The following is a 15,995-nucleotide window of genomic DNA, read 5'->3' on the forward strand; positions in this document are numbered from 1 at the left end:
CGAGGTGCAGCTCGGTGGTCAGTCCGCCGCGCGAGCGTCCGAGGCCGTGGTCGTCGGGCTCGGTGTCGACGCCGCCAGGAGGCTCTTCGGCAGATGCCCTTTTTGCGGGCCCCGGCGGCGTGCTGGTGCGCGCGGGCGATCGTGGAGTCCACACTGACATCCCACGTGATCAGGCCCTTCGCCTCGGCCTCGGCCTGCCGGTGCTCGAAGATCCGCTTCCAGGTGCCGTCGCGCTGCCACCGCCGGAAGAGGTCGTAGGCCCGATGCCTGGCCGTGCGGTGGGGAAGCGGAAACTCCTTGGTTTTGCCATCCACCGAGATCCTGCCGATCTGTCCCGCCGCGATCTCGACGAACCACAGGGCGACGCCGTCGCTGGTGATGCCCATAGGTGCGGCGCCGGGAGTGGGGAGCGGGTGAAGGGTGAGGTGGCCGTGGACGGTGATGCGGCCGTCGCGTTCGCCTGGTTGAGGGTGAACCACAGGGCTCCGTCAGGGCCTGCGGTGATGGCCGAGGGAAAGGCGCCCGTGTGCGGGAGGGGGAATTCGGTGATCTCTCCCTTGCCGGTGATGCGGCCGATACGGTCGATATGCATCTCGGTGAACCACATCGCGTCGTCCGGACCGGCCGCGATGCCGGAGGGACCGCTGTCGGCAGTCGGTACGGCGAAGGATTCCGTGCTGCCGTCGGTGGTCACGCGGCCGATCCGGTGGTCCTGGGACCGGGCGAACCACAGGGCCCCGTGGGGCCCGGGAGCAATGACCGTAGGGCGGCACCCGGCCGAGTCCAGGGGATGTCCGGCGAGTTCGCCGTCGAGTGGGAGCCGCGCGATGCGGCCGCTGTGCACGAAGGTGAGCCACAGCGCACCATCAGGTCCGGCAGCGATGCCGTAAGGCCCGGCTTCCTTTCCTGCGACGGCGATCTCCGTGATGGCCGGGGTGTCGGAAGGACGCACGAGAACTCCTTGCCGGGGCTTCGGGGGCCACGCCGTCAGGTGAGCAGCCGGAACAGGTGTGCGCAGGCCGCCGTTTCGGTCGGGTGGCGGGTGATGCCGTGTGTGGCGCCGCGTTCGTACGTGCCGGTTTCCCACGAGCCGTCCTGGGCCTGGCGCAGGAACAGGAAGTCGGGGGGCGTGGGGACCGGTTCGTGCACGCCTTCGATGCGGTAGTGGCTGTCGGCGACCCCCGCCGCGCGCAGTGCGGCCCGCGTCGCGTGGCGGTCCGGGGGAGCGTCCGTGCCTTCGGGGGGAGCCATGGTGCTCATCTCGTCACGGTGTCCAAGTGGCCAGGGTGCTCAGATGGCCACGCGTGTGAGGAAGCCGTGCTCCACGAGCCACTTCACGTTCAGCCGTTGCCCCTGGCCCGGGTCCAGGAACACCGCGTCCAGTTTGATCTGCTGTCCGCCACCGGGCTGTTCGAACCAGGGGGCGATGCTGCCCTGCCACACCCAGAACGGCTTCGCGACCTTGTAGACGTGGTAGTCGCACGGCGCGGCGGGCTCGCGGGTGACGAGGTTCTGCGGGGGCAGGGAGCGTTCGGCGTACGGGTCGCCCGCCGGTGCCAGGAATCCGCCGAACTCGGAGCCGAAGCGGTCCAGCCGCTGTCCCGGACGCAGCTTCGCGGGTTCCTTGTCGACCGTGCCGTTGACCTCGCCGAAGCCGTCGTTGGGCGGGTACTTCCAGCCGCCGGTGTCCGCCGGCCCGGTCCAGTACTTCTTCAGGAAGGCCGGCGCCGGCAGCTTGCCCGTCCTCTTGTAGTTCTTGAGGAGCGGGCCGACGGGGGCCTGTTCCTTCGTGGGCAGCCACTTCGGGCCGAGCCGGGCGTCACCGTGGAACGCTCCCGTGCAGGGCTCGGGGCTGGGCCGGTGCTGCTGTGACGCGGCGACCGGTGCGGTGGCGGTACGGTCGTCCGGCAGCGGCGCGGCGCTCGCGGCCGGGGCCGCCATCAGGCCGGCGGCGAGGCCGAGAGCGGCGCATATGGTGCGGATGCGGTTCACGCGGGAGCCCTTTCACGCGCTGATGACCTATCAGGACGTCCGCAGCGTAGACGTACCGTCTCTCGGGTGTCATGGCCGCGTCGCCTTCCGGCCAGGCCAGGCCAGGCCGGACCGGACCAGGCCGAGGCAGGCCGGTGCGAAGCAGGCCCGCCATGCCGCTCCCGGCAGCGTCAACTCCCCACGTGAAGGACGATGACGCAGGTGTCGTCCTCCGGGTTCGTGTGCAGGGCGGACAGCAGGGTCCGCAGGTGCTCCTCGGGGCTGCCGGCCGCCCCGCGGCGGGCGGTGGACAGCAGCAGGTCCTCGCGGTCGCCGGCCCGGTCGGCGCGGCGCTCGACCAGCCCGTCGGTGTAGAGGATCAGGCGGTCGCCGGGGATCAGGGCGAGCGTCTTGCAGGCGTAACCGGGATCGAGGCCGGCGCCGAGCGAGGTCCCGTCGTCGTTGACCAGTTCGGTGGCCCGGCCGCCGCGTACGAGCACGGGCGGCGGGTGGCCGGCGCGGGCCCAGGACAGGGTGCGCCGCGCCGGGTCGAAGTGCCCGACGACGGCGGTGGCGGTCAGTGACTCGTCGTGGCCGTGGAAGGCGACGAGGTTGAGGCAGGTCAGGATGCGGGCCGCGTCGGCTCCGGTGTACGCGATGCCGAGCAGCGCGTTGCGCAACTGCGCCATGCCCGCGGCGGCCTGGAGCCCGTGCCCGAGCACGTCACCGATGGCGATCAGCACCCGGCCGTCCGGCAGCGGCGTCGCCTCGAACCAGTCACCGCCCACCCGGGCGCAGTTCTCGGCGGGCTGGTAGCGGATGGCCGCCCGCAGGCCCGGCAGGGCGGTGTGGGCGCGGGGCAGCAGGGCCAGTTGCAGCTCCTCCGCCATCCGCAGCTGCCGGCCTTCGGCCTCCCGCCGGGACGCGTCCAGCGCCGCCTCCACCCGCCGGACGCGGGAGACGTCCTGGACGACACCGCGCAGCGCCACCGGGTTGCCGAGACTGTCGCGGACCAGTTCGGCGTTGACGCTCACATGGCGCGGCCCGTTGGAGGCGTGGGTACGGACCTCGAACCACACCGGGCCGTGGTTGCGGGAGAGCGACTGCACGGCCCGGACGACGACCGGCAGGTCCTCCTCGACGACGTATGCGGACAGGGCGCTCAGCGACAGCGGCGCGCGGTCCGGGGCGAGTTCGAGGATGTCGTACACCCGTCGCGACCACGTGGCCTCACCGGTGGCCAGGTTCCACTCCGCCCAGCCGAGGTCGGCCAGCCGCTCGGCGTCGTCGACGCGGGCCGACATCCGCGCCTGCTCGTCGTGGAACTGCCAGCTGACCAGCAGCCCACCGCCCGCCCGCCGGGCACGCACGCTCAGTACGGCCGGATGCAGGACGCCCCGGAGCGGCTCCTCGTACGGGAACGGGCCCCGGTCCAGCGGGACTCCGGTCTCCAGCACCTTCACATACGCGTCGAAGATGCCCGAGAGGGCCATGCCGGGGAAGACGTCGAGCAGCCGGCCGCCGGTGATCTGCTCGGGCGTCCGGCCCAGGAGGCCGGTGGCGTGCGCGTTGCAGCGGTCGATGGTGAACTCGACGATCCGGCCGAGCGGGCCGCGTACCGGGAAGAGCAGCGCCGCCGGTACGGGAATGGCGTCCAGGACCGAGCCGAGCCAGGCCGTCCGCACGGCGTCGTCCGGCAGCCCCAGGGCAGCCAGACCGCGCAGCCGCTGCCCGGCGCAGTCGGTCAGCGCTTCCAGCCGGTTCCTGACGGCGGGAGAGGGCGGCAGAGGCCCCGGCAGGACGACGCTGACCACGCAGACCAGGGTGGCGCTGTCGGTGCCGGGCCCCTTGACCCCGGCCGGGCGGGGCGGGTCCGGTACGTCGCTTCCGGCCGAGACCCAGGTCAGCACCTGGCCGCCGGCCCCGTCGTCGAGCCACAGCTGCTCATCCGTCCCCGCCGGGCGGACCGGTGGGAGGACGCGGTGCAGGGGCATCCGCGACCAGTCGCCGGCCGTCTGTGCGGCCGGGCCGGCGGCCCCGCTCATGCGGAGTACGCCGTCCATGTCGAGCACGGCCAGCAGTACCGCGGTGGTGCCCGCGGGTTCGGCCCGTTCGTAGAGCCGTCGAGCCAGCTCCACCGGGCTGCGGGCGGTGGTCAGCTCCACGGCGCCGCCGGCCGGCGCAGGGTGGTGCGGGACCGTTACGCCACGGCCGTCGGACCCGGGCGCCCGAACGGCGTGCTTCCCGTCGCCGCACGTCAGGCTGCCGGTGCCGGACACGGTTCTGGCGGAAGCCGCCGAGCTGCTTCCGGAGGCGCCGGCGGCGGGGCTCACCGGTACGGGGGCGATCGGGCCGGGGGCTGCTGGGCCGGGCGCGGTCGGGCCGGGCGCCGACAGCAGCCCGTTCGCACAGGCGCGGGCCTGCGTCTCGTCGCACCCGAGGTGCTTGACGAGGAGTTCCGCGACGCGCGCGGCACTCATCGCGGCCCCAGGCGTCGGCCCGGCCCCGCGCGGGGGACCGCCCTCTTCCGGCCGGGAGCCGGCAACGCCGCTGTCGCACCGGACCATGGCACCTCGTCGCTTCTTCGAAGGCACCTGTGCCCGCCCCACGGGTTCTCCGGGCGGCGCACGGAAGACGTGCACGCGCGCGCCCGGTCGGGGGAGCCTGCCTCATGACGGCTGATATCTAACAGTGCCCGGCCGATCACCGCGGGAGGTGGCCGGTAATGTCCACGGCCTTTGCTTTGCCGTCCCCGCGAGTGCGAAGCCGATCGGTCATTGACCGATACCGCACGACCCGAAGGTGCGCGGAGCCGCGGCGCCGTGACGTGACCCGCGCCCCCACCCCCAGCAACATCACGCAATATGTGTTAACAATGCTGGTGTCTTCTGCTAAGAATGCCGCTCACCGTCATCCGCGCGATGTCGCCCGCCGACCCCGAGGGACGCCCGCTCATGCCTGATCAGCTGCCCGCCCACGTACCCGCGACCATGCGCGCCGCCGTCCTGCACGCACCGAAGGACCTGCGGATCGAGGAGCGGCCCGTGCCGGTCCCCGGGCCCGGGCAGGTGCTCGTCCGCGTCGAGGCCGTCGGCATCTGCGGCTCCGACGTGCACTACTACGAGCACGGGCGGATCGGTGACTTCGTCGTCCGCGCCCCGATGGTGCTCGGCCACGAGCCCGGCGGCACGGTCGCCGCCCTCGGTCCCGGCGCCACCCGCCACCGGCCGGGACAGCTGGTCTCCCTCGAACCCGGCGTACCGTGCGGCACCTGTACGCAGTGCCGCCACGGCCGCTACAACCTGTGCCCCGAGGTGTCCTTCTACGCGACCCCGCCGGTCGACGGCGCCCTGTGCGAGTACGTCGCCATCGACGAGCACTTCGCCCACCCCGTCCCGGACCCGCTCACCGCCGAGACCGCCGCCCTGCTGGAGCCGCTGTCCGTCGGCGTGTGGGCGGCGCGCAAGGGCCGCGTCGGCACCGGCTCACGGGTGCTGGTCACCGGCGCCGGGCCGATCGGGCTGGTCGCCGTCCAGACTGCCCGCGCCTTCGGCGCCACCGAGGTCGTCGTCACCGACGTCGCCCCCGAACGGCTCGCCCTGGCCCGGGAGTTGGGCGCCACCGAGACCGTCGACGTCCGTACCACCCGGCTCGCCGACACCGGGTACGTCCCCGACGTGCTCCTGGAGTGCTCCGGCGTCCCGGCCGTCGCCGACGAGGGCATCCGGACCGTCGGCCGCGCCGGACGGGCGGTGCTGGTGGGGATGGGCGGAGACACCGTGCCGCTGCCGCTGGCCCATGTGCAAAACTTCGAGATCGAGGTCACCGGCACCTTCCGGTACGCCAACACCTGGCCCGCCGCCATCGCCCTGGCCGCCTCGGGCGACGTACGGCTGGACCGGCTGGTCACCCACCGGTACGGGCTGGAGGACGCGGAGCAGGCGCTCACCGCGGCCGCCCGTGACCGTACGACGATCAAGCCCGTGGTCCGTCCGCTGCCCAGCTGACCACCGCGGACCCGGAGGGAAGGAACGCCGGATGCCCGCCAAGGCACGGCTCTCGCAGGCCGCCGTCGAACAGCGGCGGCAGGCCGTCCTGCGGTACGTCGCCGACCACGGCGCCCTGCGCATCGACGCGCTCGCCGACCGCTTCGGCGTCAGCCTGATGACCATGCACCGCGACCTCGACGACCTCGCCGGACGCCGGCTGCTCCGCAAGGAACGGGGCCGGGCCGTCGCCTTTCCCGCGCTGACCATGGAGACCGCCACCCGCTTCCGGCAGAGCGCCGGGCTGACGGTCAAGACGGCACTGTGCGCCGCGGTGGCCCGCCGCATCACACCCGGCAGCACCCTGCTGATGGACGACTCCACCACCCTCTACCCGCTGGCCGGGATGCTGGCCCAGCAGGACCGGGCCGCGCGGCTCACCGTCGTCACCAACTCCGTCGGTCTGGCGCAGCGCCTCGGCGCGGCGCCCGGCGTGGACGTCACCCTGCTCGGCGGCCGCTACCAGAGCGAGTTCAACTCCTGTACCGGCCCGGAGGTCACCCGCGGCCTGTCCCGGCTCCACGCCGACCTGGCACTGATGTCCGCCACCGCCGTCCTCGACGGGCGGCTGTACCACCCGCTGCGGGAGTACGCCGAGGTCAAGGAGGCCATGCTGGCCGCCGCCGACGAGGCCGTACTGGTCGTGGACGGCTCCAAGTTCGGCAAGCGGGCCACGTACCGGTACGGCACCGCCGCGCTCTACGGGACGGTCGTCACCGACAGCGCCACCCCCGCCGCGGAACGCGACGCCCTGCGGGCCACCGGCGCCGCCGTCCAGGTCGTCGAGCCCGGCACGGACTGAGCCGGGCGCCCGTCAGCTGTCCTCCGGCGGCAGGGCGGCCACCGTGTCGAGGAGGCGGTTGACGTCGGCCAGGGCCGCCCGGCCGCTGTCGGAGCCGCACTGACCGGGGTCGTCGAGAAAATCGGCGGTACAGGCCATCAGCTGGTACATGGCGCCGATGGGCTTCAGGCCCCAGGACGCGCTGAGCAGGATGTGGGTGATGAGGGGGGCGGTGAGCCGGCCGCCGTTGTCGTCCCGGGCCAGGACCAGCGCCAGGGCCAGATTGCGGTCGGCGTCGTCCGGCTGCCACGGCCCGCCGAGGTCGCGGGCGAGGGTGGTGGCCTGGGACCGGATGTCGGATGCCGCGTTCATGGTCCGACGGTGCCACACCGCCGACCGCGCCGCCCGTCGGCCCGGCCGCCGCGCTTCGCACGGGTTCCCGGGCCCATCACCCCGCCGGGTGAAGGCAGCCGCCGTCCGGCGTACGGAGGTGCCGGGTTGGGCAGGCCCTGGGCGCGCCGGGCCCGGCGGCACCGAAGCGGTCGGAGAGCCGGGGGCCCCCGCGCGGAGAGGGGAGCGTCGTGGAACCGGACACCCTGTACGAGCCGCCCGTCGTGGAGGAGATCGGCGACTTCGCCGAGCTGACACTGGGTTCGAACACCGGCACGTTCTTCGAGGGCGGCTACGCCCCCTGGTACTGGCAGATCCCGCCGACGGGCTGACCGGACTTGACCGAAGAGGTGTGGTTCGCGGTCCTCCCCGACGGTGCGGGCGGACCGGCCGCGGCGGACGTGCTGCGGTCCGGTGCGACCGAGGTGGTCTCCCACCACTCCGGCCGCCCGTGGCTGGTGGGCAGCTGGCCCGCCGGCCACGTGGTGACCGCCGCGGTGGGGACGGCGCGGCTGGCGGTGATCGGGCGGTGCCCGGTCACCGCCGGCGCGCTCACGGACCGGCTGCGCCGGGTCCGCGACGTCACCGGCGCCGAGGACGCGCTCGCCGGGCTGACCGGGAGCTTCCACGCGGCGGTCTCCGCGGGCGGCCGGGTCCGCGTGCGCGGCAGCGCCTCGGCCGTACGCCGGGTCTTTCACGCCCGGATCGGCGGTGTGACGGTGGCGGCGAGCCGCGCCGACATCCTGGCGTCCGCGCTCGGCGCCCCCGTGGACGTACGGCAGTTGGCGCTCCGCCTGCTGGCGACGCCCCCTCCGTATCCGCTCGCCGACAGCCGCTGCCTGTGGCGTGGCGTGCACGCCGTACCCGACGGGCACGGTCTGCTGGTGGAGGCGGACGGCCGGGCCACGGCCCGGCGGTGGTGGACCCCGCCGAGCCCCGAACTCCCGCCGGCACAGGGGGCGGACGCGGTACGGCAGGCGCTGGCCGCCGCGGTCGGCTCCTGCACCGCCGACCGCAAGACCGTCAGCTCGGACCTGTCCGGCGGGATGGACTCCACGAGCCTGTGCTTCCTCGCCGCCCGCGGCCCGGCCCGCCTGGTCACCTTCCGCTGGGAGAGCGTGGACCCGGCGAACGACGATGCCGCCTGGGCCGCGCGGGCGACCGCCCGGCTCCCCGGCGCCGAGCACGTCGTGCCCGACCGTGCCGGCGCGCCCCTGTGGTTCAGCGGCATGACCAGCCTGGACCAGGCCGGGGACGAGCCGGGCGTCTGGGTCCGGGACAGCGCCAAACTCGCCACGCTCGCCGGGCTGATGGCCGCGCGCGGGTCGGCGCTGCACCTGTCGGGAGGCGGCGGGGACGAACTGTTCGCCGCGCTCCCTCCGTACCTCCACGACGTCCTGCGCAGCCATCCGTGGACCGTGCCCGGCCGCGTCCGCAGGCAGCGTGCGGGCCGCCCCCAGCCGCTGTGGCCGCTGCTGCGCGGACTGGCGGACCGCGGCACCTTCAGCCGGTGGCTGACCGCCTGGGCCGACCACCTCGCCCCGGACCCGGCGAACCCGCCTCCCGCGCACCTCACGTCCGGCACGGCCTGGGGGACGTTCACGCCCATGCCGCCGTGGGCCACCCCGGCAGCGGTCCGCGCGGCCCGCTCCGTCCTGCGCGAAGTGGCCGCCGAAGCCCCCGAGGCGCTCGCCGCGCAGCGGGGCCAGCACGCCGCGCTGGCCGGTGTGCGGATGTGCGGCCACGCGTTCCGGCAGGTCGACCGGGCCGCGTCCGCGCTGGGGCTGCCGTACGCCGCGCCCTTTCTGGACGACGGTGTGATCGAGGCCGCGCTGTCCGTACGGGTCGCCGACCGCGGCGCTCCCGACCGCTACAAGCCGGTGCTCGCCACCGCCATGCGGGGTGTCGTCCCCGACGACCTGCTGGCGCGGACCACCAAGGGCGAGTACACTGCCGACTTCTACTTCGCCCTGCGCCGCAACCGGGCCGCCCTCGCCGAGCTGTTCAACGAGTCGCGCCTGGCCCGCGCCGGGCTCCTGGACACCGCGGCCCTCGCGGCCAACCTGGCCCGGCCGCACCTGCCGCCCGACGTGATACGCGCCCTCGACACCACCCTGGCCTGCGAGGTGTGGCTGCGTTCCGCGATCAGGCCGCCCGGCGGATGACCGCACCGGCGGGCGCGCGCGGCGCCCGCCGACGGGGCGGAGCAGGGTTACGGCTTGGGGGTTACGGCTTGGGCAGGACGCAGCCCGGCCGGCCCAGGTCGAGCTTGTTGCCGGTGCCGAAGCACTTGGGTATCTCGTACGTCTCCTGCGCGTAGCCGATGCCCCGGCGTACGCTCACCTGGCCGTTGGCGTCCACCTCGCACGGGTTGTTGAGCGTGCAGCGCTGGCCGCTCTCATTGATCGTGTTGTTGACGGCCGCCACCTTGCCGGAGGCCACATCGATCACCGGCGACCCGGAGGTGCCGCCGATGACCTTGCACGGGGAGGTGTAGCGGACCGAGTCCTTCCAGGTCCAGTCGCCCTCCTTGAGCCGGTAGGCGAAACCGTCCACGTTGCAGTTGTAGGTCTTCTTCCAGTAACCGGAGACCACGCTGATCGCGGCGCCCTTGACGGGGTGCGTGGTGGCCATGTCCAGGGCCTTGATGCCGTAGCGCTGCTTGATCTGGGCGTAGGTCGAGGAAAGTTCGTAGAGCGAGACATCGGTGTCGGTCATCGTGCCGTAGACGACCTTGGTGGCGCGTACGGTGCCGAGGTTGCCGGCCGAGGCGCTGAGCACCGTGAAGCTGCGGCTGGAGGGGCGGTCGACGATCACCTCGCCCGCACCGGGCATCCCGCTCTCCAGGCAGTGTCCGTTGGACAGGACCAGAGCGGGATCGTTGTCGGCCGAATTCGGCATCCGCACGATCGATCCGGAGCAGTTGCTGAGCGCCACCGTGCCGGCGAAGGACACCGCCCGGGAAGCCGCCGCATCGGTTCCGGTGAGCGTGGTGTCCGTCGTGCGCTGGAGCGAGGGTGCCGCCGTGTGTCCGGCGGTGTCCGGGAGCGTGGCAGCGCCGGCGGTTCCGGCGGTGCCCACGAGGGCCGCGGTACCCAGGACGGCCGTGGCCAGGGCACCGACGAGAGGGCTTCTCATGTGGGGGTCCTCTCAGAAGCTGTGGCCGAAGTTCCTTCGGCTTTGACGTGCGCATTGTTGGGGCAACTGAGGCTGGTGGCAACAACTTCGGCGTAACCGGCGGAAAGTTGTTCGGGTCAGGGGGCGGGGCCGGGGAGGGGCCGGGGTCGGGGGTGGGCGCCGCGGGGGTTGCTGCGGCTGCGCCCCGCCGGTCGCTCCGGGGGCGTCCGGAGGCGACCGTTTCCGTGTCCGTCCGGTTGGCTGCCGTACCGATTTCTCATGTGTTTCTCACGAACGCGTACAGCGCCGTCCGGCGATACCGCGTCGACCTGCACCGCAGCCCACTCCAAGAAGTTCGCGGGCGTTCTGGACATGAGGCAGGTGAGGTGTCGTACGCTAAACTCCGCGATCCGTTCGCGCATTTTCCGCTGTTTACCGTAAAACTCGGACAGATTGCCGCCGTACCGTCGTTAAGGACCCGGATGCTTTACGCTGCGCCCCACCACCCTCCCGGCCCGCAGGGAGAGGTGCGGCGGCCCAGACTGCGTGTCCTCGACGGGCTGCGACTGCTGGCCGCCCTGATGGTCCTGGCGTATCACTACATCACCCTGCGCGACGGCTGGGGTGACGATCCGCACGCATTCTCCCCGGTCGTCTACCACCTGTCGGAGTACGGCTGGCTGGGCGTCGAGGTCTTCTTTCTGATCAGCGGGTTCGTCATCTGCATGAGCGCCTGGGGGCGTTCTCTGGGTGATTTCGTGACATCGCGCGTCTCCCGTCTCTATCCGGCCTACTGGGTCGCCGTACTGCTGACGGCGGCGGTCCTGACGGTGTGGCCGAACGTCCGCAGCGCGGACAACTGGGAGACGGTGCTGACCAATCTCACGATGCTCCAGCAGGGGCTCGGGGTGCCCGACGTGGACGACGCCTACTGGACGCTGTTCATCGAGCTGAAGTTCTACCTGCTCTTCGCGGTCGTGGTCTTCCGCGGGGTCACGTACCGCCGTTGCGTACTCTTCTGCGGCCTGTGGACCGTGGCCGGCGTGGTGGCGCTGAAGTCCAACAGCGACCTGCTCTCGGTGTGGGCGATCGCACCGTACTCCCCGTACTTCATCGCGGGCATCGCCTTCTACCTCATGCACCGTTTCCGGCCCACCGTCCTGCTCTGGGCGATCGTGGCGGTCTCCTTCCTGCTGGCCCAGCACTATCTGCACGGCCGGCTGGTGATGAATCTCGGCGCGAAGGCGGACATGGCGCAGGGGTGGCCGGTACGGCTGGCCGTCCTGGCGGCTTTCGCGCTGATGGCGGCCATCGCGCTCGGCTGGTTCGACACACTCCAGTGGCGCTGGCTGTCCACGGCCGGATCGCTCACCTATCCGCTGTACCTGCTCCACATGTATGTCGGTTTCACCCTGATCGACCTGCTGCGTGACCGTGTGCCCGCGCTTCTCCTGCTGCCGGGGATCGTCATTCTCATGCTGGCCCTCTCCTGGCTGGTGCACCGCTATGTGGAACGGCCGCTGGGCAGGAAACTCCGTAGGTCCATGCAGAAAAGCGTGGAAGAAATGCGATTCCATTCACGAGGGAAAGCGGTGGGTGCTTCCGGAATGCCCGCGGGGAAACGCCGGGAAATCGTGCGAGAGGAACGCAAACCGGATCCGGAATTGCTGCACTGAGATCAGGGCTGGCCGGCGCGTCCCGCGGAACTCCCGCCCCACCCACCCCGTGAGCCCTCCCGCATCCCCTCCCGTACCTCCCTCTCACGCCGCTCCCTGGCCCCCTTTCTCCCACGCCGTTTCGCTTTCTCCGGCCGCTCGTTGAGGTGGGTGCCGGCCGTACCGGACGAAGAATGCCGGTGCTGACCGGCATTCCCCACGCGACGAAGGGAAGGCGTCAGGGATGAGCGGTGAGATGTGGGCGATCGTGGTGGTCCTGGCGGTGCTGCTCGCGGCGATGGTCGGCGCGGCGATCGTGCTCCTGGTCAAGGTGGTCCGCGCGCGCAGCGCCCTGCGCGACGCGGGCGTACCCCTGGAGAACAAGCTCGCGTACTGGGGCGCGCTGCTCTACGTGATTTCCCCGGTCGATCTGTTGCCGGACCCGGTCCTGCTCGACGACATCGGCGTACTCCTGCTGGCCCTGCGCTCACTGCAGGCGGCGGCCGACGCCTCGGGCCTCCGCAGGGGGAGCGAGGAGGGCGAGGAGGGTGAGGAGGACAAACAGGGCAAGAGGGGTAAGGGGGGCAGGGGGAGCAGGGGCAAACGGTCCGCGCCGCCGCCGGAGATCGAGGCGGAGGCGTGACGGCGTACAGACACCGGTCAGGGCGTCCGCTGCCTGGGTGCGCCACACCCAGGCAGCGCGCCGAACCGCCGCACAGCCTGACCCCATGCACCACAACCACCTGGAGGACTTTCTGCGCGCCCGCCGCGCCGGTCTGCGGCCGGAGGACATCGGTATGGCGAGCTACGGGACGCGCAGGGTCGCCGGGCTGCGCCGCGAAGAAGTCGCCGTCCTGGCCGGGACGAACGCCGATTACTGCACCCGCCTGGAACAAGGACGCGAGCGCAACCCCTCGCCGCAGGTGCCCGACGCGCTCGGCCGCACCCTACGCCTCGACGCGGACGCCCGGACCCACCTGTACCGGCTGGCCGGTGCCGCGCCGCCCGCTGAACCTTCCGTCCACTCCGCCGCGCAGGTCAGCCCCGCCCTGCGCCGGCTGATGGACGGCTACCGGCACACGCCGGCCTTCGTCCTCAGCCCGGCCCTGGACCTTCTCGCCGTCAACGCCCCGGCCGCGGCCCTTTTCTCCCCGTTCCGGCCGGCGGACCACCTGGCCCGTATGGTCTTCGCCGACCCGGCGGGCCGCGGCTTCTACGCGGACTGGCACCAGGCGGCCGAAGCCACCGTCGCCACCCTGCGCCAGTCCGCCGGTCACGACCCAGGCCACTCGCGGCTGCGCGCACTCGTGCGCACCCTCACCGAGCACAGTACGGACTTCGCCCGCCTCCGGGACACCCACGCCGTACGCGGCAAGACCCAGGACGCCAAGCACCTCCACCACCCGGACGTCGGCCCGCTCGACCTCACGTACCAGGCCTTCGACGTCCGCGACGCCCCCGGACAGCAACTCGTCATCCACCACACCGAACCGGCCTCCCCCAGCGCCCGCTCCCTCACCTCCTCGGCACCCTGCCGCCTCAGTGAAGTCGCCGGCAGCGCGGGAACGGCGGTCTCCCCTTCGCGCGAGGCTTGTGCTGGACTGTCCCGACACCATCCGTCCACGGCAATGGGGTGCCTACGATGCCTCTTGAGGGCGAGTACGAGCCGAGTCCGGCGCAGTGGGTGCGCGACCAGGTCGAGCTGTACGAGAGTTCGGGTGGCACCCAGGGCACCACGCTCTGGGACACGGGCCTGCCGGTCGTCATCGTCACGATGCGCGGCGCGAAGAGCGGCAGGATCCGCAAGATCCCGCTGATGCGCGTGGAGCACGGGGGGCGGTACGCGGCGGTGGCCTCGAAGGGCGGCTTCCCGCGCCACCCGGTCTGGTACTTCAACCTCAAGGCCGACCCGCACGTGGATCTCCAGGACGGCCCCGTCCGCCGTCCCATGGTGGCCCGTGAGGTCACCGGCGACGAGAAGGCCCAGTGGTGGCAGCGCGCGGTCGCCGCGTATCCGCCGTACGCCGAGTACCAGGACAAGACCGACCGCGTGATCCCGGTCTTCGTACTCGAACCCGAGCACCTGGCCGGCCCGGCGAAGGCCTCGGCGCCGACGGGCGACTGAGCTTCAGCCCCCTTGCCCGCGGCGGTGTTCCTGGCGAGGCGGTGCTTCCTGGCCCGGGAGGCGGCCCAGCTGCTCGTGAGAGCGTCCGGGTGCTCCGGCTGGGCCAGGACGGACAGTGCCGCTCCCTGGCTGCGCCGGAGCGCGTCGGTTCTTGTCAGCCTCTCGGGGGCCGCTGCCCCTGGGGACTGGTAGCTGCCATCGGGAGGCTGCGCAGTGTCAGTGCGGCCGGCGGGGGCAGCGGTTTGTCGGCCGTGTCGGTGCGGAACGACTGGAGCAGATAGGCCACCAGGCGCCGGGACGCTGCACCGTCATCCGGTAGGGCGGTCACCAGACCGCAGTGGGCCAACAGGACCACGGCGAGGTCGGAAGGGTGGAAATCGGCCCGCAGCGCGCCCGACGCCTGGGCCCTGCGTACCAGGGTCGTGAAGTCCCGCTCGGCTCGTTGCCGGGACCGCGCGTGCTCCGACGCGGTTTCCGGGAAAGCCGCGACGAACGCGGCCGGGAACCCGCGTTCCTCCCGTTGCAGAGCGCAGACCGTCTCGACCAGCTGCTGGAAGCCCTGCCACGGGTCAGGGGCGGCCAGAGCCTCGGTGAGCGCCCGCGCGCAGGTCTCCATCTGCTGCGCGAACGCGCCTCTCACCAGGGCGTCCCGGGTCGGGAAATGCCGGTACAGCGTCGCCACGCCGACCCCGGCCCGTCGGGCCACGGTCGCCATCGGGGCGTCGATTCCGTGCTCAGCGAAGACCGCACGGGCGGCGACGAGGACGCGCTCCCGGTTGCGCCGGGCGTCCGCCCGCACCCCGTCCCGGGCTGTGATCCGAGAGAATTCCGCCATCACTGTCTCTCGCTTCCGGTCCAAGCGGACGATTGCGTCCACTCAAGAGCTTACGGTCGGTGCCAGATCCCTGGACGGCCCCCGGCGGCAAAGGCAGAACGATGAACGACCGCATGATGAAGGCAGTGCTCTACGACCGCTATGGCGGCCCCGAGGTGCTCTATACGGGCCGCGTGCCACGACCCGAGCCGGCCTCAGGCGAAGTCCTCGTGAAGGTGCGCGCGTTCAGCGTCAACGGCGGCGAACTGGCAGTACGTGCCGGCCGTCTCCGCTTGTTGAGCGGCCGGAAATTCCCCAAGCGCGTCGGCTTGGACTTCACCGGCGAGGTCGCCGCACCGGGTGCCGGAGTCACACGGTTCGCGGCCGGCGACCGCGTATGGGGGGTCTTGGGCCGCACCGCCGGGTTCGGCAGCGCCGCCGAGTACGTGACCGTGCCCGCCGAGCGGGTCGGCCGGCTCCCCGACGGCCTCGACCCGGTGGACGCCGCCGCGCTGCCGGTGGCCACCACGGCCATCACCGCGCTGCGGGACAAAGCCGGGCTGCGCCCCGGCGAACGACTCCTCGTCCGGGGCGCGGCGGGCGGTGTCGGCAACGCCGCCGTCCAGCTCGGACGGGCGTACGGTGCCGAGGTCACGGCCCTGGCCCGGGCAGCCAACCTCGACTTCGTCCGCGGGCTCGGCGCGCACAAGGCCGTCGACCACCGGACCGTGCGGCCGGCGGAACTGGGCCGCTTCGACGTGGTCCTGGACACCGCGGGTACCGACCTGGGGGCCTTCCGGCGCCTGCTGAATCCGGGCGGGCGCATGGTCACCATCGCCTTCGACCTGAAACGGCCCGCGGCGTCGCTCGGCTACCTCGCGGCCGGCACGGTCCACGGACACGGCCGGGTGCGTTTCTTCAGCGGCAACCCCACGCGAGCGGACTTCGACGACCTCGCCCGCCATGTGGTCGAGGGCAAGCTGAGCCCTGCGGTGGACACGGTCTTCCCCCTGGAGGAGACAGCAGCGGCACACCGGGCGCTGGAGGCGGGCGGCGTCCAGGGCAAGTACGTGGTCAGGGTCGCGTAGGACGTCTG

General features: G+C 72.5%; 14 protein-coding genes and 3 pseudogenes. 9 read left to right on the forward strand and 8 right to left on the reverse strand.

Translation table 11 applies throughout. The features are described 5' to 3' along the window. The 5 genes and pseudogenes from AB0L45_RS37000 to AB0L45_RS37020 form a co-directional block, all read right to left on the reverse strand. Positions 1 to 152, reverse strand: a pseudogene (locus tag AB0L45_RS37000) (IS5/IS1182 family transposase); the annotation flags it as partial. A gap of 114 nt (positions 153 to 266) precedes the next feature. After that, positions 267 to 952: pseudogene (locus AB0L45_RS37005) on the reverse strand (virginiamycin B lyase); the annotation flags it as partial. Positions 953 to 987: 35 nt separating this feature from the next. Then, complete coding sequence (locus tag AB0L45_RS37010; RefSeq protein WP_365848093.1) at positions 988 to 1,260, reverse strand: hypothetical protein; 273 nt, start codon at positions 1,258 to 1,260, stop codon at positions 988 to 990. A 30-nt stretch (positions 1,261 to 1,290) separates the two neighbouring features. Then, the gene (locus tag AB0L45_RS37015; RefSeq protein ID WP_365848095.1) at positions 1,291 to 1,992 is read right to left on the reverse strand and encodes a TNT domain-containing protein; all 702 of its coding nucleotides are present in this window, start codon (positions 1,990 to 1,992) and stop codon (positions 1,291 to 1,293) included. A gap of 170 nt (positions 1,993 to 2,162) precedes the next feature. Further along, positions 2,163 to 4,451, reverse strand: a complete 2,289-nt coding sequence (locus tag AB0L45_RS37020) for a SpoIIE family protein phosphatase (RefSeq protein WP_365848097.1) — start codon at positions 4,449 to 4,451, stop codon at positions 2,163 to 2,165. Positions 4,452 to 4,925: 474 nt separating this feature from the next. Here AB0L45_RS37020 and AB0L45_RS37025 point away from each other — a divergent pair, with 474 nt between their 5' ends. Both AB0L45_RS37025 and AB0L45_RS37030 read left to right on the forward strand, forming a co-directional pair. Continuing rightward, positions 4,926 to 5,978, forward strand: coding sequence for an NAD(P)-dependent alcohol dehydrogenase (locus AB0L45_RS37025; protein ID WP_365848099.1), 1,053 nt, complete (start codon positions 4,926 to 4,928; stop codon positions 5,976 to 5,978). A 31-nt stretch (positions 5,979 to 6,009) separates the two neighbouring features. After that, positions 6,010 to 6,819: a DeoR/GlpR family DNA-binding transcription regulator gene (locus AB0L45_RS37030; protein WP_365848101.1), complete on the forward strand. Its 810-nt coding sequence runs from the start codon at positions 6,010 to 6,012 to the stop codon at positions 6,817 to 6,819. Positions 6,820 to 6,831: 12 nt separating this feature from the next. Here the strand turns inward: AB0L45_RS37030 and AB0L45_RS37035 are convergent, their stop codons facing one another. Continuing rightward, positions 6,832 to 7,170 (reverse strand): hypothetical protein, encoded by a 339-nt coding sequence (locus tag AB0L45_RS37035; RefSeq protein WP_365848103.1) that lies wholly within the window; start codon positions 7,168 to 7,170, stop codon positions 6,832 to 6,834. Positions 7,171 to 7,379: 209 nt separating this feature from the next. Here AB0L45_RS37035 and AB0L45_RS37040 point away from each other — a divergent pair, with 209 nt between their 5' ends. Both AB0L45_RS37040 and AB0L45_RS37045 read left to right on the forward strand, forming a co-directional pair. Further along, the gene (locus AB0L45_RS37040) at positions 7,380 to 7,520 is read left to right on the forward strand and encodes a lasso RiPP family leader peptide-containing protein (protein ID WP_365848105.1); all 141 of its coding nucleotides are present in this window, start codon (positions 7,380 to 7,382) and stop codon (positions 7,518 to 7,520) included. Positions 7,521 to 7,526: 6 nt separating this feature from the next. Further along, entirely contained in the window at positions 7,527 to 9,353 is a 1,827-nt protein-coding gene (locus AB0L45_RS37045; RefSeq protein WP_365848107.1) for an asparagine synthase-related protein, read from the forward strand. A gap of 61 nt (positions 9,354 to 9,414) precedes the next feature. Here AB0L45_RS37045 and AB0L45_RS37050 read toward each other — a convergent pair whose 3' ends face one another. Further along, on the reverse strand, positions 9,415 to 10,326 hold the full coding sequence (locus AB0L45_RS37050; protein WP_365848109.1) for a serine protease: 912 nt from the start codon (positions 10,324 to 10,326) through the stop codon (positions 9,415 to 9,417). Between the two features lie 461 nt (positions 10,327 to 10,787). Here AB0L45_RS37050 and AB0L45_RS37055 point away from each other — a divergent pair, with 461 nt between their 5' ends. From AB0L45_RS37055 to AB0L45_RS37070, 4 genes and pseudogenes are all read left to right on the forward strand, one after another. Continuing rightward, the gene (locus AB0L45_RS37055; protein WP_365848111.1) at positions 10,788 to 11,981 is read left to right on the forward strand and encodes an acyltransferase; all 1,194 of its coding nucleotides are present in this window, start codon (positions 10,788 to 10,790) and stop codon (positions 11,979 to 11,981) included. A gap of 223 nt (positions 11,982 to 12,204) precedes the next feature. Further along, positions 12,205 to 12,603 (forward strand): YkvA family protein, encoded by a 399-nt coding sequence (locus tag AB0L45_RS37060; RefSeq protein ID WP_365848113.1) that lies wholly within the window; start codon positions 12,205 to 12,207, stop codon positions 12,601 to 12,603. Between the two features lie 85 nt (positions 12,604 to 12,688). Beyond that, positions 12,689 to 13,477, forward strand: a pseudogene (locus AB0L45_RS37065) (helix-turn-helix transcriptional regulator); the annotation flags it as partial. A gap of 125 nt (positions 13,478 to 13,602) precedes the next feature. Beyond that, positions 13,603 to 14,085 carry a nitroreductase family deazaflavin-dependent oxidoreductase gene (locus AB0L45_RS37070; RefSeq protein WP_365848115.1) on the forward strand — a complete coding sequence of 161 codons (483 nt, stop codon included), beginning with the start codon at positions 13,603 to 13,605 and terminating at the stop codon, positions 14,083 to 14,085. A gap of 154 nt (positions 14,086 to 14,239) precedes the next feature. On the opposite strand, the gene AB0L45_RS37075 is transcribed toward AB0L45_RS37070, so the two are convergent. Continuing rightward, positions 14,240 to 14,920: a TetR/AcrR family transcriptional regulator gene (locus tag AB0L45_RS37075; RefSeq protein WP_365848117.1), complete on the reverse strand. Its 681-nt coding sequence runs from the start codon at positions 14,918 to 14,920 to the stop codon at positions 14,240 to 14,242. Positions 14,921 to 15,021: 101 nt separating this feature from the next. On the opposite strand from AB0L45_RS37075, the gene AB0L45_RS37080 reads away from it, so the two are divergent. Beyond that, positions 15,022 to 15,987, forward strand: a complete 966-nt coding sequence (locus tag AB0L45_RS37080; protein WP_365848119.1) for an NAD(P)-dependent alcohol dehydrogenase — start codon at positions 15,022 to 15,024, stop codon at positions 15,985 to 15,987. Positions 15,988 to 15,995 lie beyond the last annotated feature (8 nt).

This window comes from Streptomyces sp. NPDC052496, from assembly GCF_040679095.1.
Lineage (GTDB): Bacteria > Actinomycetota > Actinomycetes > Streptomycetales > Streptomycetaceae > Streptomyces.